Here is a 20,237-nt window from a genome sequence, read left to right on the forward strand (position 1 = left end):
TGGTGGAGGTAAACGGGATCGAACCGATGACCTCTTGCATGCCATGCAAGCGCTCTCCCAGCTGAGCTATACCCCCAAATTTCCTTGATTTACACCAAAGAACGCCTTGCACACATAAAGCCTGCAAGGGCTTGAAACTGGCGGAGTGGACGGGACTCGAACCCGCGACCCCCGGCGTGACAGGCCGGTATTCTAACCAACTGAACTACCACTCCTGGCAGGCAGCTATTTGCTTGCATTCTTCAACACAAGCCAAGTGCTACAAACTTGGCGACCCTACGGGGATTCGAACCCCGGTACTCACCGTGAAAGGGTGATGTCCTAGGCCTCTAGACGATAGGGTCAAAACCTTGGAACTAACCATTAACAAATTTTGGTGGAGGTAAACGGGATCGAACCGATGACCTCTTGCATGCCATGCAAGCGCTCTCCCAGCTGAGCTATACCCCCACTTAATGACTTCAAACACTTTGTATTTGTTGTCATCATCTGAGCCTTGAATTATAGACAGATTTTTAGCGGTTTCGCAAACGCGCTACAACTTTTTCACGTCCGACCAATTCCAGCACCGCATCAACCGATGGCGTGTGGGCCGTGCCCACGGTGAGAACCCGCGCTGGCATGGCCAGTTGGGGCATCTTCAAGCCCTGGCTGGCCAGTACCTGCTTGAAGGCGGCGCTGATGGAGGCCTTGTCCCATTCGCAGGCAGACAGTGCATCCGCCAGCGCATCCAGGGCAGGCGCGATGGCTTCGGTGACATGCTGCGCACGCTCGGCCTCCACAGGCGTCACATCGCCATAGAACACCTGCGCCCATTGGGCCAGCGCCACCGTGGTATCGCAGCGGTCCTTGAACAATGCACAGATGCGCACCAGGCGGCCATCGGCGAGCGCCTGCTCCGATACACCCCGCTGTTGCAACTGCGGCGCGACCAGCGCGGCGAGCGCGTCGTCGGCCATGGCCTTGAGATGCTGGGCATTCACCCAGCGCAGCTTGGCTTCGTCGAACTGGGCCGCACTGCGGCCCAGGTGGTCGAGGTTGAACCATTCCAGGAACTGAGCACGGCTGAAGATCTCGTCATCGCCATGGCTCCAACCCAGGCGCGCCAGGTAGTTCACCATGGCGTCGGGCAGGTAGCCTTCGTCGCGGTACTGCGTGACGGGCTTGGCGCCGTTGCGCTTGCTCATCTTCTCGCCCTGCTCGTTCAGCACGGTGGGCAAGTGGGCGTACACCGGTGGCTCCTTGCCCAGGGCGCGGAAGATGTTGATCTGGCGCGGCGTGTTGTTCACATGGTCATCGCCACGGATCACATGGGTGATGGCCATGTCGATGTCGTCCACCACCACACAGAAGTTGTATGTGGGCGTGCCATCGGGGCGAGCGATCACCAGGTCATCCAGCTCATCGTTGCGGATCTCGATGCGGCCCTTGACCTTGTCGTCCCACGCCACCACACCACCCTGCGGGTTCTTGAAGCGCAGCACGGGCAACACACCTGCGGGCACCGGCGGCAGGGTCTTGCCGTCTTCGGGGCGCCAGGTGCCGTCGTAGCGGGGTTTCTCCTTGGCGGCCATCTGCTTCTCGCGCAGAGCATCCAACTCGGCGACGCTCATGTAGCAAGGGTACACATGGCCAGCAGCCTGCAGGTCGGCCAGCACCGCCTTGTAGCGATCCATGCGCTGCATCTGGTAGAACGGGCCTTCGTCATGGTCCAGGCCCAGCCATTTCATCCCTTCGATGATCACATCCACTGCGGCCTGAGTGGAGCGCTCCAGGTCGGTGTCTTCAATGCGCAGAATGAAGTCACCGCCCGAAGCACGTGCAAAGGCCCAAGGATAGAGCGCCGAGCGGATGTTGCCCAGGTGGATGAAGCCCGTGGGAGACGGGGCGAACCGGGTGCGCACGCGGCCCGAGCTGGAAGCAGTGGGTTCAGTCATATCAATAAAGTCTGGCCCCTTTCGGGGCCAGTGTCACGATTCGGTCAATCCGTATATTCGTCAATCCCAGGAGCAGCGGACGGACAACCTCCGCATGGCCCCCACAGCCGTTTGGCCGCTGCGCTCACGCCTCTTGCGCGTTCGGCAGTGCCAGGCGAGAGGTATCTTCTTCGCCCTCCTCCACGCCCACGCGACCTTCGTTCAAGCTGGCAATGTCTTCTGCCGTGATGTCGCCGGTGACATACACGCCATCAAAGCACGAGGCGTCAAAGCCCACGATGGCGGCATTGAGCGAACCCACGGCCTTCTTCATGCCATCCACGTCCTGGTAGATCAGCGCGTCGCAGCCAATCGCCTGGCGAATCTCTTCTACTGTGCGGCCATGGGCCACAAGCTCACTGCTGGTGGGCATGTCGATGCCGTACACATTGGGGTAGCGCACTGGCGGTGCGGCGCTGGCCAGATACACCTTGCGGGCACCCGCGTCACGCGCCATCTGCACGATTTCGCGGCTGGTAGTGCCACGCACGATGGAGTCGTCCACCAGCAGCACGTTGCGGCCCTTGAACTCGCTGCCGATCACATTGAGCTTCTGGCGCACGGACTTCTTGCGCACGCCCTGACCCGGCATGATGAAGGTGCGGCCCACATAGCGGTTCTTGACGAAGCCTTCGCGGTACGGAATGCCCAGCAGATGCGCCAGCTGCGTGGCGCTGGGGCGGCTCGACTCGGGGATCGGGATGATCACATCGATCTCGTTGGGTGGCACGGTGGATACCACGCGCTTGGCCAGGGCCTCGCCCAGGTTCAGACGCGCCTGGTACACCGAAATGCCATCCAACACCGAATCGGGACGCGCAAGGTACACAAACTCGAAGATACAGGGGTTGAGCTGCGGCTTCTCGGCGCACTGGCTGGCATGGACGTGGCCGTCCAGCGTGATGAACACGGCCTCACCGGGGTCGATGTTGCGTTCGAACACATGGGATGTGCCTTCCAGCGCCACCGACTCGCTGCCCACCATCACCGTGCCGTCCTGGCTGCGACCCAGGGCCAGGGGGCGAATGCCGTGGGGGTCCCGGAACGCGAGCAGACCATGGCCAGCAATCAGGGCGATCACGGCATACGAGCCCTTCACACGCTTGTGCACGGCACGCACAGCAGCGAAAACATCCTCGACCTGCAGCGGCACACCCCGGGTGGAGCGCTCCAGCTCGTGCGCCAGAACATTGAGCAGCACTTCCGAGTCGCTCTCGGTGTTGGTGTGGCGGTGGTCCGTCTGGAACAACTCGTTGCGCAGTTCGCGCGCATTGGTCAGGTTGCCGTTGTGCACCAGCACAAGGCCAAAAGGCGCATTCACGTAAAAAGGCTGCGCCTCTTCCTCGCTGTAGGCATTGCCTGCCGTGGGGTAGCGCACCTGCCCCAGGCCCACATTGCCCGGCAGGGCACGCATGTTGCGCGTGCGGAACACGTCGCGCACCATGCCCTTGGCCTTGTGCATGAAGAACTTGCGGCCCTGCTGGGTCACGATGCCCGCTGCGTCCTGGCCGCGGTGCTGCAACAGCAGCAAGGCGTCATAGATCAGCTGATTGACGGGCGCTGTGCTGACGACGCCGACGATTCCACACATAGTAAGTTTCCATCCATTTGCGGGAACAGCCCCGCGGCAACCCCATGGCAGCAGCTTGTGACCGCCACCCCATCGATATCAAGAAGGCAGATGCCTACCAAATTCTTCCGGCAACGCCGGTTTCAAGCCCCTGAGCATTTCGGCGAGCACCGGGGCAGCTTGCGACTCCTGCCACCAGGGCGCTTCGTGCAGCGAGGTCAGCCCCACCACCACAGCCACCGCCAGCAGCAGCACCATGCCGCGCAGCACGCCAAAAACAGCCCCCAGCGTGCGGTCAGCGGGCCGCAGGCCAATGGCCTCGATCAGCTTCTTGGCCAGCCAGCTCACAAATCCGCAGGCAAACACCGCGGCCACGAACACCACGACAAAACCGGCCGCATACCGCAAAGAGCCCGCCGACTCGCCCAGGGGCAGCAGCGCTGCCATGTCCGCCGCAAACCACTGCGCAACAAAAAAAGACACCACCCAGCCCAGCAGCGACAACACTTCAAACACCAGGCCACGCCAGGCACCCACCAGCATCGAAGCCAGCAGCACGGCGACAAAAATCCAATCCAGCGCAGCCATGGGCACAAAAAAAGAAAACGCCAGACCGCCCGGCTTACAACGTCAGCACCGAGGCCGACAGCTCCAGCGCCTTGATGCGCGCAGCCGCCTTGTCCGCCTCGGCCCGGTTGGTGAATGGCCCCACACGCACCCGCGTGCGTTTTCCGTCCTTGGTGTCCACTACCTGGGTATAGGTCTTGAGGCCGGCACGCTCTACCTTGGTGCGCGCTTCACGGGCCTTTTCGGCATCGGCAAACGCCCCTACCTGCACGATAAAACGGCTTTCTTCGGCATTTGCACTGGCCGCAGGTTCGGCGCTACGGCCTTCCAGCAGAGCCCGGGCACGCGCCGAGTCATCGGGACGTTGGGCTGGTTTAGGCTCAGGCGCGGGCGCAGGTGCCACAGGCGGTTTGGCGTCGGGCTTGGGCGCAGCAGCGGGGGGCGCAGCAGCGGGGGCCGCCGCAGCCACAGTGGGAGCCGCAGCCGCAGGTTTGGGGGCGGACGGGCGCGGGCTTTGTACCAGCTCTTCCCCTTCCGTCAGCCCGTTGGCGGCCGCGCTGCGAGGCGCTGACGCACGTTGCGCCGCAGGGGCCGCAACCTGGGGCGCAGCAGGCGTTGCAGGCTTGGCAACGGGGGCTTCGGCCACAGGCGCAGGCACGACCAGCGGCGCCATCTTGTTGCGGTCAGGAATCTCGATGGGGATATCGACGGGCACAGGCCGGGGTTGGGTGTCGAACAGCAGAGGGAACCCGATCACCCCGACCAGCACCAGCACGGCAGCGCCGATGAGCCGGTGGCGGGCCCGGCGGCGCATCACCTCGATACTCTCGGCCTGCGGCGTACGCGCGCCACGCCTGGACGGTTTTTCGGCCTGTTGCTGCTCACCCTGCCCGGGCCACCGAAACTTGAAAAATGCCATGGAGTAACGACTCGTGCGGACCTCAGAACCTGCCCTATTGGCCCAGATGTTTGGCCTGCAGGCGAGCTGGTCCGTTGATCAGCACACCGCCCACCGTATAACACGAGCCAAAGACCACGATTCTATCAGCGGGGTCTGCCGCAGCCACCGCAGCCGCCAGGGCCTGCATGGGGTCCGCATGCACGCTCGATGTCACATCCCGGCGGCCACCGGCCACCATCTGCACGGCATTCCACTTCTGCTGCAGCGTGGCCGCCGTCTCTGCGCGCGGAGTGGGCAGGTTGGTGAAGTACCAGCGGTCCACCAGAGGCCCCACCTTGGCCAGCATGGGCCCCAGATCCTTGTCGGCCATGGCACCAAAAACAGCGTGCGTGGTGGGGAAGAACCCCATCGCATCCAGATTGGCCGTGAGGGCCGCCACCGAATGGGGGTTGTGCGCCACGTCCAGCACCAGGGTCGGCTGGCCGGGCACGATCTGGAATCGGCCGGGCAACTCCACCAGGGCCAGACCATTGCGCACGGCCTGCGCAGTCACCGGGAGGCGGTCGCGCAGGGCCTCCAGCGCCGCCAGCACGCCCGAGGCATTGACCAGCTGGTTGGCGCCCCGCAGCGAGGGATAGGCCAGCCCGGCATAACGCCGCCCCCGCCCCGCCCAGCTCCACTGCTGCTTGTCGCCCGAAAAATTGAAATCGCGCCCGAAGCTCCACAGGTCCGCCCCGATCTCGCGGGCATGGTCCACCACGCTCTGCGGGGCCATGGGGTCACTCACGATCGCTGGACGGCCGGTGCGCATGATGCCCGCCTTCTCGCGGCCAATGCTTTCGCGGTCAGGCCCCAAAAACTCGGTGTGGTCGATGTCGATGCTGGTGATCACGGCGCAGTCGGCATCGATGATGTTGGTCGCATCCAACCGTCCCCCCAGGCCCACCTCCAGGATCGCGACATCCAGCCGCGCATGGCTCATCAGCCGCAAGATGGCCAGGGTGGTGAACTCAAAGTAGGTCAGCGATATTTCATCGCTATTTTGGACCCTTGCGCGCTCCACAGCTTCGAAGTGCGCTACCAAATCAGAAGCAGACACACTTTCGCCATGCACACGGCAGCGCTCCTCAAAATGCACCAGGTGGGGCGATGTGTACACCCCCGTGCGATAGCCCGCCTGCTGGGCCACAGCCTCCAGCATGGCGCAGGTGGAGCCCTTGCCATTGGTGCCTGCCACCGTGATCACCGGGCATTCAAAACGCAGCGCCATGCGGCGTGCCACCACGCTGACCCGGTCCAGGCCCATGTCGATGTTGTGGGGGTGCAGCTGCTCGCAATGGCGCAGCCAGTCTTCCAGAGTGTGGGGTTTGGTTTGCATACTGCCCGGGATTGTCGCCGAGCCCCATTCCCCACGGCGTTTTCGAGGATGATGCGCGGCATGACAAACGCCCGCATCACCCTCTACGGCATTCCCAACTGCGATACCGTCAAAAAATCCCGCGCCTGGTTCACCGAACAAGGGCTGGACTACCAGTTCCACGACTTCAAGAAACAAGGCGTCCCCACCGGCCAACTGCCTGGCTGGCTGAACGCCGTGGGCTGGCAGAAGCTCGTCAACCGCCAGGGCACCACCTGGCGCAAGCTGGATGCAGGCACCCAGGCAGCGGTCACGGATGACGCCAGCGCCAGCGCCCTGATGCACGACCAGCCCAGCGTGATCAAGCGGCCGGTGGTCGAATGGCACAACGCGGGCCATACCCAGGTATCCGTGGGCTTTGTGCCCGATCAGTGGCAGGCCTGGCGCGACGCAGCGCCCAAAGGCTGACGAACCAGCAGGGGCAGACTGGCTGACATTTGCCCACCAACGCGGGAAAATCGCACAAATCTTTACGCAGATTTACGGCTGCCAGGGCCCGAATTGACGTCACGGGCCTAAACTTTTCTTGTGTTCGGCGCGTTATGTACCGACCCGAAAGGAGTTTCTCCATGAAAAAGATCGTCATTTTTTCCGCGATGGCTGCTGTCGCCTCCCTGGCAAGCGCCCAGGAACAGGGCCGAGTGCTGTCCGCCACGCCCATCGTGCAGCAAGTGGGCATCCCCCAGCAGGTGTGCGGCAATGAAACCGTGTACAGCGGCAATCGCACCAGCGGCGCTGGCGCCGTGATGGGCGCCATTGCGGGCGGTGCTGCAGGCAATGCCATCGGCAAGGGCAGTGGCCGTGCAGCCGCCACTGCCATCGGCGTGATCGGCGGGGCCGTGCTGGGCAATCAAATCGAAGGCGGCCAGCCCCAGTACCAGAACGTGCAGCGCTGCACCACCGAGACCTACTACGAAAACCGCACCGTGGGCTACAACGTGGTGTACGAGTACGCAGGCAGGCAGTACACCACACGCACCCAGAACGACCCCGGCCGCTGGATTCCGCTGAGCGTGCAGCCCACGGGCCAGACCTATTCCACCCAGCCTGACCCCTACGCCCAGCAAGGCGTGCACAGCCAACCCGGCGTGGTCACATCCACCTACCCGGTGCAGCCGGTCTACCAGCAGCCCACCTATGTGACGCCGCCCGTGACGGTGATTGAGTATGGCTACGACCGGCCGTACTACCCGCACCACCGCAACCCGTACTGGCGCTGAGCGGGCGCCTGGGGCCCCAAACTCCAGGCTCTGAGTATTCGCAACCAAAAAATGGAGCCCTTCGGGGCTCTTTTTTTTTGGCGCCCCGGCCCCTGACGCAGGTTTCGTTGGGCCAAGCCACCAGGGCCGCGCCACCCCTGCCCTAAAATCGCGGGTTTCCTCCAACCCCATCCTGCGCTATCAATGACCACCGAAAAAATCGACGGCGTGTCCGTCACCACCCAGGCCAATGTGTACTTTGACGGCAAGTGCGTGAGCCACGGCATCACCTTCCCCGATGGCACGAAGAAGTCGGTGGGCGTAGTGCTGCCCGCAACGCTCACCTTCAACACCGGTGCGCCCGAGATCATGGAATGCGTCGCAGGCTCCTGCGAATACAAGCTGGCCGGCACCGACACCTGGGTGAAGTCGTCCGCAGGCGAAAAATTCAGCGTGCCCGGCAACTCGAAGTTCGACATCCGCGTGACCGAGGCTTACCACTACATCTGCCACTTCGGCTGATCGCACCCCACACCGCAACGGACCCCGCACATGGCCACCATTCTCCAAAACCTGCCCCTGGGGCAAAAAGTCGGCATCGCCTTTTCGGGCGGCCTCGATACCAGCGCAGCCCTGCACTGGATGAAGCTCAAGGGCGCCATGCCCTACGCCTACACCGCCAACCTGGGCCAGCCCGACGAGCCCGACTACGACGCCATCCCCAAGAAGGCGATGGAATACGGCGCAGAAAAAGCCCGCCTGGTGGACTGCCGAACCCAATTGGCCCACGAAGGCATTGCGGCCCTGCAGGCTGGCGCCTTCCACATCAGCACCGGCGGCCTGACCTACTTCAACACCACGCCACTGGGCCGCGCCGTGACCGGCACCATGCTGGTGGCAGCCATGAAGGAAGACGACGTCAACATCTGGGGCGACGGCTCGACCTTCAAGGGCAACGACATTGAGCGCTTCTATCGCTACGGCCTTCTGACCAACCCATCCCTCAAGATCTACAAACCCTGGCTGGACCAGCGGTTCATCGACGAGCTGGGTGGCCGCGCCGAAATGTCGGCCTTCATGACGGCAGCCGGATTTGGCTACAAGATGAGCGCCGAGAAGGCCTACAGCACCGACAGCAACATGCTGGGCGCCACGCACGAGGCCAAGGACCTGGAGTTCCTGAACAGCGGCATCCGCATCGTCAACCCCATCATGGGCGTGGCTTTCTGGAAGCCTGAGGTGGAAGTGAAGGCCGAGGAAGTCTCCGTGACCTTCAACGAAGGCCAGCCCGTGGCGCTGAACGGCAAGGAGTTCAACGACCCGGTCGAGCTGATCCTGGAAGCCAACCGCATCGGGGGCCGCCACGGCCTGGGCATGAGCGACCAGATCGAAAACCGCATCATCGAAGCCAAGAGCCGCGGCATCTACGAAGCCCCGGGCCTGGCGCTGCTGCACATCGCCTATGAGCGCCTGGTCACCGGCATCCATAACGAGGACACCATCGAGCAGTACCGCCTCAACGGCCTGAAGCTCGGCCGCCTGCTGTACCAGGGCCGCTGGTTCGACCCGCAAGCCATCATGCTGCGCGAAACCGCCCAGCGCTGGGTAGCCCGCGCCGTGACCGGCACCGTGACGCTGGAACTGCGCCGTGGCAACGACTACTCGCTGCTCAACACCGAATCGCCCAACCTGACCTACGCGCCCGAGCGCCTGTCGATGGAAAAGGTGGAAGACGCGCCGTTCAGCCCGCTGGACCGCATCGGCCAGCTGACCATGCGCAACCTGGACATCTCGGACACGCGCGACAAGCTGGGCGTGTATGCGCGCGCGGGCCTGCTGTCGCTGGGTGGCAATGCCGCCCTGGCGCAGCTGGAAAACGACCGCAAGTGAGTTTGGCGAGACTTTGCCACTCAAAATAGTGGCAAAAAATGGCTCTTGCGCGCGACCACCATGCGCTAGCAGCTATCAAAAAATGAGCAAAGCCACCGGAAACGGTGGCTTTTCTTTTGTCCGTGCAGTGCGGCTGCTGGGTTTCCAGGGATTTGAAGGTGATCTGGCAGGGCTAGCCGGGCCTAAACCACCACTGGCTCCGGCTCCAGCCGGATGCCGAAGCGCTCGTACACGCTGGTCTGGATGGCCTTGGCCAGCGTCATCACCTCGCCGCCCGTCACGCTGTCGGCGCCCTGCCCCCGGTTCACCAGCACCAGGGCCTGCTTCTCGTACACGCCCGCCTTGCCGATGGACTTGCCCTTCCAGCCACAAGCATCAATCAGCCAGCCCGCCGCCAGCTTGATGGTTCCGTCGGGCATGGGGTAGTGCACGATGCGCGGCTCGCGCGCGATGATGTCAGCGCACTGGTCGGGCGACACCGTGGGGTTCTTGAAGAAGCTGCCTGCGTTGCCCACCACAGCCGGGTCGGGCAGCTTGGCGCGGCGGATGTTGCAGATCCAGTCGAAGATCTGCTGGGCCGTGGGCTGCAGCACGCTCTCTTCCGCCATGCGGCGCTCCAGGTCCAGATAGCCCAGCACCGGCTTCCAGGGCTTGGGCAGGCGAAAACGCACATGGGTGATCACAGCACGCCCTTCCAGACCCATGCCCCGGGGCAACCCGTCGGCACCAGGCACCTCCGAGGGGGCGTGCTTGAACACCGAATCCCGGTAGCCAAATCCGCACTGTGCGGCGTCCAGCGTGAAGGTGTGGCCCGTGGCCAGGTCGATGGCGTCCAGGGATTCGAACCGGTCCTGCAGTTCCACGCCATAGGCGCCGATGTTCTGTACGGGCGATGCGCCCACGGTGCCCGGGATCAGGGCCAGGTTCTCCAGCCCCGGGAAGCCCTGCGCCAGCGTCCAGGCCACGCAGTCGTGCCAGACCTCGCCAGCGCCCGCCTCCACGATCCACGCCTTGGGGGTTTCTTCCACCAGGCGCAGACCCTTGATCTCCATCTTGAGCACCACGGGCTTCACATCGCCGGTCAGGATGATGTTGCTGCCCCCGCCCAGCACAAACTTGGGCGCGGCCGCCAGCTCCGGGTCGGCCAGCACGGCCCGCACATCGGCGGAGGAATGCACGCGCACCAGCGTCTGCGCGCGTGCAGCAATGCCGAAGGTGTTGCAGGGCTGCAAAGGGACGTTTTTCTCGACTACCATTGGCCCGATTGTCGCATTCGCCCTTTGGAAGGGCTGCGATTTGCCCCTGTTTCCCCGAGATTGAGAACCACCATGCCATCTTTTGACACCGTCTGCGAAGCCAACCTGGTTGAAGTGAAAAACGCCGTGGAGAACACCGCCAAGGAAATCGCCACCCGCTTCGACTTCAAGGGCACCTCGGCCAGCATCGAGATCAAGGACAAGGACATCACCCTGATCGGCGATGCCGACTTCCAGCTCACCCAGATCGAGGACGTGCTGCGCAACAAGCTCACCAAGCGCAGCGTGGACGTGCGCTTCCTCGACATGGGCGACGTCCAGAAAATGGGCGGCGACAAGGTCAAGCAGGTCATCAAGGTGCGCAACGGCATCGAGAGCGAGCTGGCCAAGAAGATCCAGAAGCTGCTCAAGGAGAGCAAGCTCAAGGTGCAAGGCGCCATCCAGGAAGACAAGGTGCGCGTGACCGGCGCCAAGCGCGACGATCTGCAAGCAGCCATGGCGCTGATCCGCAAGGACGTGACCGACGTGCCGCTGTCGTTCGACAACTTCCGCGACTGAGCCTGGCGCCCGGCAAGATACACCCACTTTGATCATCCACACCATGACCAAGCCCGTACACCTGCTGCCCACCGCCATGGTGGCCCTTGGCGGGCTTTTGCTGGTCACCGCCGGAGCGGTGCATGCGCAGTCAGTGGCGCTGGCCGGCATGCTGGGCAGCAAGGCCTTGCTGGTGGTGGATGCCCACCCGCCGCGTGCGGTGGGCGCCGGGGATGAATTCCAGGGGGTCAAGGTCATCGCGGTGCTCAAGGAAGAAGCCACCGTCGAGGTCAAGGGCGAGCGGCGCATCCTGCGGCTGGGCGAAGCCCCGGTGCGCGTGGGGGGCCGCAGCGGCGCCAGCGGCAGGCGCCTTGTGCTGACCGCCGACAGCCGGGGGCATTTTGTGAACAGCGGCACCATCAATGGCAAGGTGATGCAGTACATGGTCGATACCGGTGCCACCACCGTCGCCATTGGCCGCCCTGATGCTGACCGGATGGGGCTGAACTACCAGAGCGGCCAGCCCGTGCGCATGAGTACTGCCAACGGTATCGCACAAGGCTGGCGCATGAAGCTTGACTCGGTGCGCGTTGGCGACGTGGAAGTGTTTGGGGTGGAGGCCATCATCACCTCCCAGCCCATGCCCTATGTGCTGCTGGGCAACAGTTTTCTGAACGAATTCCAGATGACGCGCAGCAACGACCAGATGGTGCTCGAAAAACGCAACTGACCCGCCATGTCCGCCCACCCCGCCATCAGCCACCCGCATTCCGAGGGCGAGTACGAGGATCTTCTGAGCCTCTGGTCCGACCTGGAATCGGCGCTGTCGGTGTTGCTGGCGCGGCCGCTGCAGGTGCAGGATTTCCCCGGCAAGGTGCGGCAGTTCGACACCTGGCTGCAGGAGCTGGTGGCGCACGACATTGATGCGGCGCTGTACCTGATGTTCCAGCTTGCGTCCACGTCCACCGTGGGCTACAGCGCATCCCACGCGCTGGTGTGCGGCACGCTGTGCCACATCATGGCGCTTGAACTCAAGCTGCCCCAGCGGGAGCGGGACAGCCTGGTGCGCGCTGCACTCACCATGAACATCGGCATGACGGCGCTGCAGGACGAACTGGCCGAGCAGCGCGAGCGGCCCACCGCGGCGCAGCAGGAGGCCATCAAGAGCCACCCGGAAGAAAGCATGCTGCTGCTGGAGCGCCTGTTCATCAGCGATGCGCTCTGGCTGGATGTGGTGGGGCAACACCACGCCAGCATTGCCGAGCGGGTGCCTCTGGCCAACCAGGACCCGGAAGACCGGCTCACACGCATCCTGGGCACCATCGACCGCTATGCGGCCATGATCAGCCCGCGCAAGTCACGTGCGGGCCGAAGCGCCACCGACTCGGTGCGCGCCATCGTGGGGCAGGAAGTGGACCAGCGCGACGAGGTGAGCTACACCCTGGTCCGCTCCATCGGGCTGTGCCCGCCCGGCACTTTTGTGAAACTGGACAACGGCGACACAGCCATCGTGCTGCGCCGCAGCGACAAGGCCAACCACCCCCTGGTGGCCAGCCTGCTCGACCGCAGCGGCAGCCACCACGCCCAGCCCAGCTTGTACCAGACCGCCTCTGGCAAGCCGCGCATACAGTCGGCCCTAGCACGCTCGGCGGTGAGCCTGGAACTCAACCACCGCACCATGGTGCGGCTGGGTCTGTATGCCGCCCAGCACAGCGCCGGGCTGCGGGGGCTGGTCACGGGGCCTGGGGCGCTCTGAGCCCCTTCCTGTCTATCACCCGGCCTGCAAGGCGACCGGGAGATTGGGACCATCTTTCGCGCTACTTGTGCGCCTTGCCAGACGGCGCGCCCGCCTCGGCGCCCGGCTTGTCCTTCTTGCTGCCCAGGCGCGACTCCTTGCCTGCCACCAGCCGCTGGATGTTCTCCTTGTGCCGCCAGGCCAGCAGCAGTGCCATCACCACCATCGAAGCGGCAATCGTGCCTTCGGCATACCAGACCACACCGTCCACCAGCAGGTAGTACACCGGTGCAAACACAGCGGCCACCAGCGAAGCCAGCGACGAATAGCGGAAGAAAAAGGCGATGATGACCCAGGTGAGTGCCGTGGCCAGGCCGAGCCAGCCACTGACACCCACCAGCACGCCCAGCGCCGTGGCCACGCCCTTGCCGCCCTCGAAGCGGAAGAACACCGGCCAGAGGTGCCCCAGAAATGCCGCCAGCCCCACCAGGGCCACGGTGCCGTCTTCCAGGCCGTAAGGGTGGCCAAACCACATCACCAGCGCCACGGGCAGCCAGCCCTTCACGGCATCCAGCAGCAGCGTGATGATGGCGGCTGCCTTGGAACCCGAACGCAGCACATTGGTAGCGCCGGGGTTCTTGCTGCCGTAGGTGCGCGGGTCGGAGAGGCCCATGACCCGCGTCACGATGACGGCAAACGACAGCGAGCCCAGCAGGTAGGCAGCCACAGCGGCAAGAACGGGATAAACGGCGGTCAAAGCAACTCCTTGGAAATCAAATGGTCAGCCTTCTGACGGGCTGCATCGCGCGGCGGCCTATTCTGCCAGCGCGCATTGCACGGGTTTGGCACCCAGCAGCTGCACACACACCTGCGGGTCCAGCTGCACCAGAAAACCCCGGCGTCCGCCGTTGATGGCAATGCGGGGCAGCGCGAGGATGGTTTCTTCAATGTAAACCGGCATGGTGCGCCGCGTGCCAAAGGGCGACGTGCCGCCCACCAGGTAGCCGCTGTGCCGGTTGGCCACCTCGGGCGCGCAGGGCTCGACCGACTTGGCACCAATCTGGCGCGCGAGGTTTTTGGTGGACACCTTGCGGTTGCCGTGCATCAGCACCAAGAGCGGCTTGGCGTCCTGGTCCTGCATGACGAGGGTCTTGACCACGGTGAACGGGTCCAGCCCCAGCACCTCGGCGCTGTGCATCGCGCCGCCGTGCTCCAGGTACTCATACGGGTGTTCGGTGAAAGCCACCTTGTTCGCCTTGAGCAGCTGGGTGGCTTGGGTCTCGGAAACGTGTTCTTTCTTGGCCATGGTGTGGTGCGGATAGGGCACCGATGGTATCCGTATCCAAATGTGAGCGTGTTGGGACCTGCGGCGATGTGTCAGAACACCGTGGCAGGCGCTGTGGCGGCCTTGCGGCGTCGCCCTACCTTGCGCTTGCCGTACTCCTCGATGGCGACCACCAGCGCTTTGGTGAACTGCTGCACCAGGACGGATGGCACCCGCCCCTCGGCCGCCAGCACTTGCAGGCGCCGCTGCTGCAACTGGGCTTCCTCAAACGGCCGGGCAGCGAGCGGGCCCGCCTCCACCCAGCGCGCCGCCGTGAGGTAGCTGGCCAGCACCACGTCCTGCCCACTGAGCAACGGCAGCAGCGCCGATGAAAAATTGCTTTCCACGGCAGGCACGTAGCGCAGCCCCTGCACCGCACAGCTCAGGTCAAACAGCTGCCGCCCCGTAGTGTTGGCCGCGCCCAACAGCAGCGGGTAGCGCACCACATCGGCCACGGTCACGCTGCGCTGGCGGGCCAGCGGATGCTGCGCGGGCATGACGGCATAAATAGGGGCAATCGCCGAGTGCAACACCTGCAGGCCCTTTTCGGGCGCCATGCTGTACTTCAGCGCCAGATCGACCTCGCCCCGCAGCACCAGGGCCGACACCTCCTGCGGCACCGCCACCTGCAACTGCAGTTGCACCTGCGGGTGCGCCTGCCGAAACCCCGCCATCACCAGCGGCATGAAGGCTGCCGCAAACCCTTCGGTGCAAGCCAGCCGTACCCGCAAGGCGGCTTGGACCGACAAATCCTGCAGCTGATCCACCAGCTCCAGCGCCTGTGCATCGTGCGCACTCGCATGGGCCAGCAGCCGGGTGCCTGCCCCGGTCAGCGTCATGCCGCGCGCCTGGCGCTCGAACAGGACCACGCCCAGGCTGTCTTCCAGCTTGCCCAGCTGGCGGCTCACGGCCGACGCCGCCACATGCAGGCGTTGCGCCGCCTGGTTGACGGAACCGGTGCGCGCCACCTCCAGAAAGTAGCGCAGAGGCAGGCTGAGCAATGAAACGGTCACGGCGTATCCAATCACAAAAAGGCAATGGTCAGTTGCCAAATCTCTATTCAAAGCAATGGTAAACCAGCATCCATCTTGCATGGCTTGAGGCTCCAATTCACCCATGCCCCGCCGCACCCGTTGGTGCCAGGGCGCTTCCCACCGGAGTCCGCATGAAACACCTTGTTCGAGCCTCGTTGCTCTCCGCAGCCCTGGTCGCCCTCGCCAGCGGCAGTAGCCTGTCATTTGCCCAGACCACCGCGCCATCGGATGCCTGGCCCCAGCGCCCCTTGCGTGTGGTGGTGCCCTTTCCGCCCGGCGGCGGCACCGATGCCGTGGCCCGCGCACTGGGCCAGAAGCTGTCTGCGCGCCTGGGCCAGCCGGTGGTCACCGACAACAAGCCCGGTGCCTCCACCATCATTGGCACCGAGACCGTGGTCAAGGCCGAGCCCGATGGCTACACCCTGCTGGTCTCGGGCTCCACCAGCTACACCGTGAACGCCGCGCTGCGCCACAAGCTGCCGTATGACCCGCTCAAGGACCTGGCTCCCGTGGCCATCGTGGCGCGCGCGCCGCTGGTGATCGTGGTCAACGCCAACGCGCCCTACAAAGACCTGGCCGCGTTGATTGCTGCAGCGAAGGCAGCGCCCAAAACCATCAACTACGCAACGTTCGGCTCGGGCTCGGCCCCGCACCTGGTCGGTGCCCTGCTGGAGCAGGCGGCTGACGTGCGCCTGCAGGACGTGCCCTACCGGGGCAGCGCGCAGGCCATGATGGGCCTGATTGGCGGCGAGATCCAGATGGCGATCGACACCGTGGCCAGCGCCGCACCCCATGTGCGATCCGGCAAGCTGCGGGCGCTGGCAATTGCGGGCAACGAGCGTGCGCGCGCCCTGCCCTCTGTGCCTACCGTGACAGAGCAAAAGCTGCCGGATGCCGCCTTTGACGGCTGGTATGCCATGGCCGCGCCCGCACGCACGCCCGCGCCCATCGTGAACAAGCTGATCAAGGAAGTGGAAGCTGCGATGCGCGACCCCCACCTGCAGGAGCAGATCCGCGCCCAGGGCATGGAGCCCGTGTTTGTAGGCCCCAAAGCCATGCATGCGGCCATGGACAACGAAATCGGCCGCTACCGCGCACTGGCCCACCGCGCCAAGATCGTGGTGGATTGAAGAGCACCAGAACAGGACCCGCACCATGACCCGCCAACAACTGATCAACAACGTCCAGCGCTACTTTGACGATGGCCGCTTTGCCACCGACCTGCGTCGCCGCGTGGCCTGGCGCACCGAAAGCGACACCGGCAAGGTGCCGCCCGAACTGCGCGCCTACCTCACCGACGAAATGGTGCCCTGGCTCACGCCCCTGGGTTTTGCGTGCCAGGTGCTCGACAACCCCTCACCCCAAGGCGGCCCCTTTTTGGTGGCCCGACGCGTGGAAGACCCCGCCCTGCCCACCGTGCTCACCTACGGCCATGGTGACGTGGTCAACGGGCAGGACGCGCAATGGCGCGAGGGCCTCTCGCCCTGGGAACTGACCATCGAAGGCGAGCGCTGGTACGGCCGGGGCACGGCGGACAACAAGGGCCAGCACACCGTGAGCCTGGCCGCACTCGCCCACACCATCGAGGCCCGGGGCGGCCGCCTAGGCTACAACGTGACGCTGCTCATGGAGATGGGCGAAGAAGCAGGCTCGCCCGGCCTGGCTACCTTCTGCGAAGCGCACCGCGATGCACTGCAGGCCGACCTGTTCGTGGCCAGCGACGGCCCCCGTGTGAACGCGGGCCACCCCACCCTCTTCCTGGGATCGCGCGGTGCGATCAACTTTGCGCTCACCGTGCGCAGCCGCGACAAGGCCTACCACTCGGGCAACTGGGGCGGCGTGTTGGCCAACCCCGCCACGGTGCTCACCCACGCGCTGGCCACACTGGTGGACGCGAAGGGCCGCATCCTCGTCAAAGGCCTGCTGCCGCCTGCTGTGCCCGACAAGCTGCGCACGGCACTTAAAGACGTGGTGATCGGCGCCGATGCCGACGCCCCGGCGCTCACGCCCGGCTGGGGCGAGCCAGGCCTGACACCCGCCGAACAGCTGGTAGGCTGGAACACGCTGGAGGTGCTGGCGCTGGGCGCGGGCAACGCGCAGCGGCCCATCAACGCCATCCCCGCGCAGGCGGTGGCGCACTGCCAGCTGCGTTTTGTGGTGGGCACCGATTGGCAGAACGTGCAAGCCACGCTGCGCGAGCACCTGGACGCACACGGTTTCAGCCAGGTCGAGATCACCATGGGCATGCACTGCGGCGCCACGCGGCTCGATCTGCACAACCCCTGGGTGGACTGGACGATGGCCTCGCTGCAGGCCAGCGCAGGCCAGCCCGCCACGCTGCTGCCCAACCTGGCAGGCTCGCTGCCCAACGACATCTTTGCCGACCAGCTGGGCCTGCCCACGCTGTGGGTGCCGCACTCGTACCCCGCCTGCGCCCAGCACGCACCCAACGAGCATTTGCTGGCGCCCGTGGCGCGCGAAGGGCTGGCGGTGATGGCGGGGCTGTTCTGGGACCTTGGTGAGCCGCAAGGGACGCCATGGATTGAAGGGCGCACGACTCGGCAGGAGGCAACTGCCTGACCGCAGCGCGCACAGATTCGCAAGAAAACAAAGGGGCCTGCACGGCCCCTTTTTTGGTCTTGCGGATTCGCAGGGCCATGCCCTGCCCGGGTCACAGCGCTGGGTCGCGCAGCTCCCAGCGGATCGCGTCGATTTCCTTCAGCACGTCGGGCGACAGCGTGGTGCCCCAGGCGTTCAGGTCTTCCTCCAGCTGCGCCACCGACGTCACGCCGATGATGGTGCTGGCCACCTGCCACTTGGTGTAGCAGAACGCCAGCGCCATCTGCGGGGGGGTCATGCCGTTGGCGCGGGCCAGCGCGTTGTAACGGCGCGAGGCAGCCAGCGCCTCGGGGCGGCCCCAGCGCTGCTTGCGCACCGATTCATAGGTGGCAATGCGCGCGCCTTGGGGGGCGTTCAGGCCAGTGGTGCCGCTTTCGTCGTACTTGCCCGTCAGCAGACCAAAGCCCAAGGGCGAGTACGCCAGCAGCGATACATCCAGGCGGTGGCAGGTTTCGTCCATGCCGTTTTCCCAGGTGCGGTTGATCAGGCAATACGGGTTCTGCACCGTGGCCACGCGCGGCAGACCCTGCTGTTCGGCCAGGCGCACGAACTCGTGCACGCCATAGGGGGTTTCGTTCGACAGGCCGATGTAGCGCACCTTGCCCGCCTTCACCAGCCCGGCCAGCGCTTCGAGCTGTTCGCGGATGGAGGTTTGCGAGGTTTCCTTGGCAGGGTCGTAGTACAGGTTGCCGAACGCGGGCACATGGCGCTCGGGCCAGTGGATCTGGTAGAGGTCGATCACATCGGTCTGCAGGCGGCGCAGGCTGCCTTCGCACGATGCCACGATGTCGGCCGCCGTCATGCCCTTGCCCTCGCGCACCCATGGCATGCCGCGCGACGGGCCGGCCACCTTGGTGGCCACCACCAGCTTCTGGCGCGCGCCCGGGTTCCTGGCAAACCAGTTGCCGATGATGGTCTCTGTGGCGCCGAAGGTCTCGGCCTTGGCAGGCACGGAATACATCTCGGCCGTGTCGATAAAGTTCACGCCGCGCTCAAGCGACCGGCTCAGGATGGCGTGGGAATCGGCTTCGTTGACCTGCTCGCCGAAGGTCATGGTGCCCAGGCAAATGGGGGTGACAAGCAGGTCACTCTGACCCAAGCGGACGGTGTTCATGCGGTGAAAGCTCCAGATGATCGGGATAAACAAGGCCTGCGGCGGCCGCGGCAGGCGATAGTACAAGCGATCGCCAAAACCTGCCGGGCGCCGGACTCCTTGGTGACAGCCGGGCACTGGGGTGGGCGCACCATCGACTTACCATTTGCGGAACATGTACCAAGTTCTCAAACCCTCGCGCAGCAGCACGCTGCCCATGCGCCATCTGAACTACCACGTCCGCCACTGGGGCCCCGACACCAGCCCGCTGCCCACGCTGGTGCTGCTGCACGGCTGGATGGATGTGGGTGCCTCGTACCAGTTCACGGTGGACGCGCTGCAGCATGAACGCCGCATCATCGCCCCCGACTGGCGCGGCTTTGGCCTGACTACCGGCGCACCGGTGGACCACTATGTGTTTGCCGACTACCTGGCCGACCTGGACCTGCTGCTGGACCACTACGCCCCCGGCGAGGCCATCGACCTGGTGGGCCACAGCATGGGCGGCAACGTGGCCATGATGTATGCGGGCGTGCGGCCCGAGCGCATCCGCCGCCTGGTGAACCTGGAGGGCTTCGGCTTGCCCGCCACGCGGCCCGACCAGGCGCCCAAGCGCTATGCGCAGTGGATCGACGAGATCAAGCAGCTGCACTCCGGCGACATGGCGCTCAAGAGCTATGACAGCCAGGAAGGCGTGGCCCGCAGGCTGATGAAAACCAACCCGCGCCTGTCTGAGGACAAGGCCCAATGGCTCGCAGGCCACTGGGCGCAGCCCAACACACAGGGCCAGTGGGAGATCCTGGGCGACCCGGCCCACAAGATCACCAGCGCCCAGCTCTACCGGCTGGACGAAGCGATGGCGCTGTACAAGAACATCACCGCCCCCGTGCTGGCCGTGGAGGCCAGCGACGACAGCCTGGGCCAGTGGTGGAAGGGCCGCTATACGCTGGAGGAGTACCACCAGCGCCTGACCCATGTGCGCAACTGCCGCACGGCCGTGGTGCACGACGCCGCGCACATGCTCCACCACGACCAGCCTGCGCAGGTGGCGCGCCTGATCGAGGAGTTTCTGGAGCAGGCCTAGCAAAAACTCAAGCGAAAACAGGGCCCACCGCCCGA

Annotated in this window: 20 protein-coding genes and 4 tRNA genes; 10 read left to right on the forward strand and 14 right to left on the reverse strand. The window is 64.8% G+C overall.

The window, feature by feature from the left end:
- From AC07Z7_RS18595 to folC, 9 genes are all read right to left on the reverse strand, one after another.
- A tRNA-Ala gene (locus AC07Z7_RS18595) sits at positions 1–76 on the reverse strand.
- A gap of 62 nt (positions 77–138) precedes the next feature.
- Positions 139–215, reverse strand: a tRNA-Asp gene (locus tag AC07Z7_RS18600).
- Between the two features lie 53 nt (positions 216–268).
- Positions 269–344: transfer RNA gene (locus AC07Z7_RS18605), tRNA-Glu, on the reverse strand.
- Between the two features lie 30 nt (positions 345–374).
- Positions 375–450 (reverse strand) — tRNA-Ala (locus tag AC07Z7_RS18610).
- A gap of 65 nt (positions 451–515) precedes the next feature.
- Positions 516–1,937 carry a glutamate--tRNA ligase gene (gene gltX / locus AC07Z7_RS18615; protein WP_494767216.1) on the reverse strand — a complete coding sequence of 474 codons (1,422 nt, stop codon included), beginning with the start codon at positions 1,935–1,937 and terminating at the stop codon, positions 516–518.
- A gap of 124 nt (positions 1,938–2,061) precedes the next feature.
- The gene (gene purF, locus AC07Z7_RS18620; protein ID WP_494767217.1) at positions 2,062–3,567 is read right to left on the reverse strand and encodes an amidophosphoribosyltransferase; all 1,506 of its coding nucleotides are present in this window, start codon (positions 3,565–3,567) and stop codon (positions 2,062–2,064) included.
- Positions 3,568–3,645: 78 nt separating this feature from the next.
- Positions 3,646–4,134, reverse strand: a complete 489-nt coding sequence (locus AC07Z7_RS18625) for a CvpA family protein (protein ID WP_494767218.1) — start codon at positions 4,132–4,134, stop codon at positions 3,646–3,648.
- A gap of 34 nt (positions 4,135–4,168) precedes the next feature.
- Entirely contained in the window at positions 4,169–5,032 is an 864-nt protein-coding gene (locus tag AC07Z7_RS18630; RefSeq protein WP_494767219.1) for an SPOR domain-containing protein, read from the reverse strand.
- Between the two features lie 34 nt (positions 5,033–5,066).
- Positions 5,067–6,392 (reverse strand): bifunctional tetrahydrofolate synthase/dihydrofolate synthase, encoded by a 1,326-nt coding sequence (folC, locus tag AC07Z7_RS18635; protein ID WP_494767220.1) that lies wholly within the window; start codon positions 6,390–6,392, stop codon positions 5,067–5,069.
- A gap of 60 nt (positions 6,393–6,452) precedes the next feature.
- Here folC and AC07Z7_RS18640 point away from each other — a divergent pair, with 60 nt between their 5' ends.
- From AC07Z7_RS18640 to argG, 4 genes are all read left to right on the forward strand, one after another.
- A complete protein-coding gene (locus tag AC07Z7_RS18640) occupies positions 6,453–6,839 on the forward strand; it encodes an ArsC family reductase (protein ID WP_494767221.1) in 387 nt (128 codons plus the stop codon).
- 161 nt (positions 6,840–7,000) lie between these two features.
- On the forward strand, positions 7,001–7,651 hold the full coding sequence (locus AC07Z7_RS18645; protein WP_494767222.1) for a glycine zipper 2TM domain-containing protein: 651 nt from the start codon (positions 7,001–7,003) through the stop codon (positions 7,649–7,651).
- A 183-nt stretch (positions 7,652–7,834) separates the two neighbouring features.
- Complete coding sequence (gene ppnP / locus AC07Z7_RS18650; protein WP_252658694.1) at positions 7,835–8,152, forward strand: pyrimidine/purine nucleoside phosphorylase; 318 nt, start codon at positions 7,835–7,837, stop codon at positions 8,150–8,152.
- Positions 8,153–8,182: 30 nt separating this feature from the next.
- Positions 8,183–9,520, forward strand: a complete 1,338-nt coding sequence (gene argG, locus AC07Z7_RS18655) for an argininosuccinate synthase (RefSeq protein ID WP_094290898.1) — start codon at positions 8,183–8,185, stop codon at positions 9,518–9,520.
- A 182-nt stretch (positions 9,521–9,702) separates the two neighbouring features.
- On the opposite strand, the gene murB is transcribed toward argG, so the two are convergent.
- Entirely contained in the window at positions 9,703–10,776 is a 1,074-nt protein-coding gene (murB, locus tag AC07Z7_RS18660) for a UDP-N-acetylmuramate dehydrogenase (RefSeq protein ID WP_494767223.1), read from the reverse strand.
- 72 nt (positions 10,777–10,848) lie between these two features.
- Between murB and AC07Z7_RS18665 the strand changes: the two genes are divergently transcribed.
- The 3 genes from AC07Z7_RS18665 to AC07Z7_RS18675 are packed head-to-tail and all read left to right on the forward strand — an operon-like array spanning position 10,849 to position 13,069.
- A complete protein-coding gene (locus AC07Z7_RS18665; protein ID WP_056063745.1) occupies positions 10,849–11,334 on the forward strand; it encodes a YajQ family cyclic di-GMP-binding protein in 486 nt (161 codons plus the stop codon).
- 43 nt (positions 11,335–11,377) lie between these two features.
- Entirely contained in the window at positions 11,378–12,043 is a 666-nt protein-coding gene (locus AC07Z7_RS18670) for a retropepsin-like aspartic protease family protein (RefSeq protein ID WP_494767224.1), read from the forward strand.
- A 6-nt stretch (positions 12,044–12,049) separates the two neighbouring features.
- Entirely contained in the window at positions 12,050–13,069 is a 1,020-nt protein-coding gene (locus AC07Z7_RS18675; RefSeq protein ID WP_494767225.1) for an HD-GYP domain-containing protein, read from the forward strand.
- 61 nt (positions 13,070–13,130) lie between these two features.
- Here the strand turns inward: AC07Z7_RS18675 and plsY are convergent, their stop codons facing one another.
- The 3 genes from plsY to AC07Z7_RS18690 all read right to left on the reverse strand — a co-directional run bounded on the left by plsY (position 13,131) and on the right by AC07Z7_RS18690 (position 15,385).
- A complete protein-coding gene (plsY, locus tag AC07Z7_RS18680) occupies positions 13,131–13,805 on the reverse strand; it encodes a glycerol-3-phosphate 1-O-acyltransferase PlsY (RefSeq protein ID WP_494767226.1) in 675 nt (224 codons plus the stop codon).
- Positions 13,806–13,862: 57 nt separating this feature from the next.
- A complete protein-coding gene (locus AC07Z7_RS18685; RefSeq protein WP_056063754.1) occupies positions 13,863–14,354 on the reverse strand; it encodes an aminoacyl-tRNA deacylase in 492 nt (163 codons plus the stop codon).
- Between the two features lie 71 nt (positions 14,355–14,425).
- Entirely contained in the window at positions 14,426–15,385 is a 960-nt protein-coding gene (locus AC07Z7_RS18690; RefSeq protein ID WP_494767227.1) for a LysR family transcriptional regulator, read from the reverse strand.
- Positions 15,386–15,537: 152 nt separating this feature from the next.
- Here AC07Z7_RS18690 and AC07Z7_RS18695 point away from each other — a divergent pair, with 152 nt between their 5' ends.
- Complete coding sequence (locus AC07Z7_RS18695; protein WP_494767228.1) at positions 15,538–16,536, forward strand: Bug family tripartite tricarboxylate transporter substrate binding protein; 999 nt, start codon at positions 15,538–15,540, stop codon at positions 16,534–16,536.
- Positions 16,537–16,561: 25 nt separating this feature from the next.
- On the forward strand, positions 16,562–17,986 hold the full coding sequence (locus tag AC07Z7_RS18700) for a M20 family metallopeptidase (RefSeq protein ID WP_494767229.1): 1,425 nt from the start codon (positions 16,562–16,564) through the stop codon (positions 17,984–17,986).
- 91 nt (positions 17,987–18,077) lie between these two features.
- On the opposite strand, the gene AC07Z7_RS18705 is transcribed toward AC07Z7_RS18700, so the two are convergent.
- Positions 18,078–19,139, reverse strand: coding sequence for an aldo/keto reductase (locus AC07Z7_RS18705; RefSeq protein WP_494767230.1), 1,062 nt, complete (start codon positions 19,137–19,139; stop codon positions 18,078–18,080).
- Between the two features lie 154 nt (positions 19,140–19,293).
- Here AC07Z7_RS18705 and AC07Z7_RS18710 point away from each other — a divergent pair, with 154 nt between their 5' ends.
- Positions 19,294–20,202, forward strand: a complete 909-nt coding sequence (locus AC07Z7_RS18710) for an alpha/beta fold hydrolase (RefSeq protein ID WP_094290890.1) — start codon at positions 19,294–19,296, stop codon at positions 20,200–20,202.
- Positions 20,203–20,237: the final 35 nt, after the last annotated feature.

The organism is Acidovorax sp. GW101-11A03, assembly GCF_059424825.1.

What these genes read in the sequence shown, in the direction of transcription:
- AC07Z7_RS18640 (WP_494767221.1), top strand. Translation starts at nt 6,453, where the DNA reads ATGACAAACGCCCGCATCACCCTCTACGGCATTCCCAACTGCGATACC.
- AC07Z7_RS18630 (WP_494767219.1), bottom strand. Translation starts at nt 5,032, where the DNA reads ATGGCATTTTTCAAGTTTCGGTGGCCCGGGCAGGGTGAGCAGCAACAG.
- AC07Z7_RS18665 (WP_056063745.1), top strand. Translation starts at nt 10,849, where the DNA reads ATGCCATCTTTTGACACCGTCTGCGAAGCCAACCTGGTTGAAGTGAAA.
- purF (WP_494767217.1), bottom strand. Translation starts at nt 3,567, where the DNA reads ATGTGTGGAATCGTCGGCGTCGTCAGCACAGCGCCCGTCAATCAGCTG.
- argG (WP_094290898.1), top strand. Translation starts at nt 8,183, where the DNA reads ATGGCCACCATTCTCCAAAACCTGCCCCTGGGGCAAAAAGTCGGCATC.
- AC07Z7_RS18710 (WP_094290890.1), top strand. Translation starts at nt 19,294, where the DNA reads ATGTACCAAGTTCTCAAACCCTCGCGCAGCAGCACGCTGCCCATGCGC.
- AC07Z7_RS18685 (WP_056063754.1), bottom strand. Translation starts at nt 14,354, where the DNA reads ATGGCCAAGAAAGAACACGTTTCCGAGACCCAAGCCACCCAGCTGCTC.
- AC07Z7_RS18705 (WP_494767230.1), bottom strand. Translation starts at nt 19,139, where the DNA reads ATGAACACCGTCCGCTTGGGTCAGAGTGACCTGCTTGTCACCCCCATT.
- AC07Z7_RS18695 (WP_494767228.1), top strand. Translation starts at nt 15,538, where the DNA reads ATGAAACACCTTGTTCGAGCCTCGTTGCTCTCCGCAGCCCTGGTCGCC.
- ppnP (WP_252658694.1), top strand. Translation starts at nt 7,835, where the DNA reads ATGACCACCGAAAAAATCGACGGCGTGTCCGTCACCACCCAGGCCAAT.
- murB (WP_494767223.1), bottom strand. Translation starts at nt 10,776, where the DNA reads ATGGTAGTCGAGAAAAACGTCCCTTTGCAGCCCTGCAACACCTTCGGC.
- AC07Z7_RS18675 (WP_494767225.1), top strand. Translation starts at nt 12,050, where the DNA reads ATGTCCGCCCACCCCGCCATCAGCCACCCGCATTCCGAGGGCGAGTAC.
- AC07Z7_RS18700 (WP_494767229.1), top strand. Translation starts at nt 16,562, where the DNA reads ATGACCCGCCAACAACTGATCAACAACGTCCAGCGCTACTTTGACGAT.
- AC07Z7_RS18645 (WP_494767222.1), top strand. Translation starts at nt 7,001, where the DNA reads ATGAAAAAGATCGTCATTTTTTCCGCGATGGCTGCTGTCGCCTCCCTG.
- folC (WP_494767220.1), bottom strand. Translation starts at nt 6,392, where the DNA reads ATGCAAACCAAACCCCACACTCTGGAAGACTGGCTGCGCCATTGCGAG.
- AC07Z7_RS18625 (WP_494767218.1), bottom strand. Translation starts at nt 4,134, where the DNA reads ATGGCTGCGCTGGATTGGATTTTTGTCGCCGTGCTGCTGGCTTCGATG.
- AC07Z7_RS18670 (WP_494767224.1), top strand. Translation starts at nt 11,378, where the DNA reads ATGACCAAGCCCGTACACCTGCTGCCCACCGCCATGGTGGCCCTTGGC.
- gltX (WP_494767216.1), bottom strand. Translation starts at nt 1,937, where the DNA reads ATGACTGAACCCACTGCTTCCAGCTCGGGCCGCGTGCGCACCCGGTTC.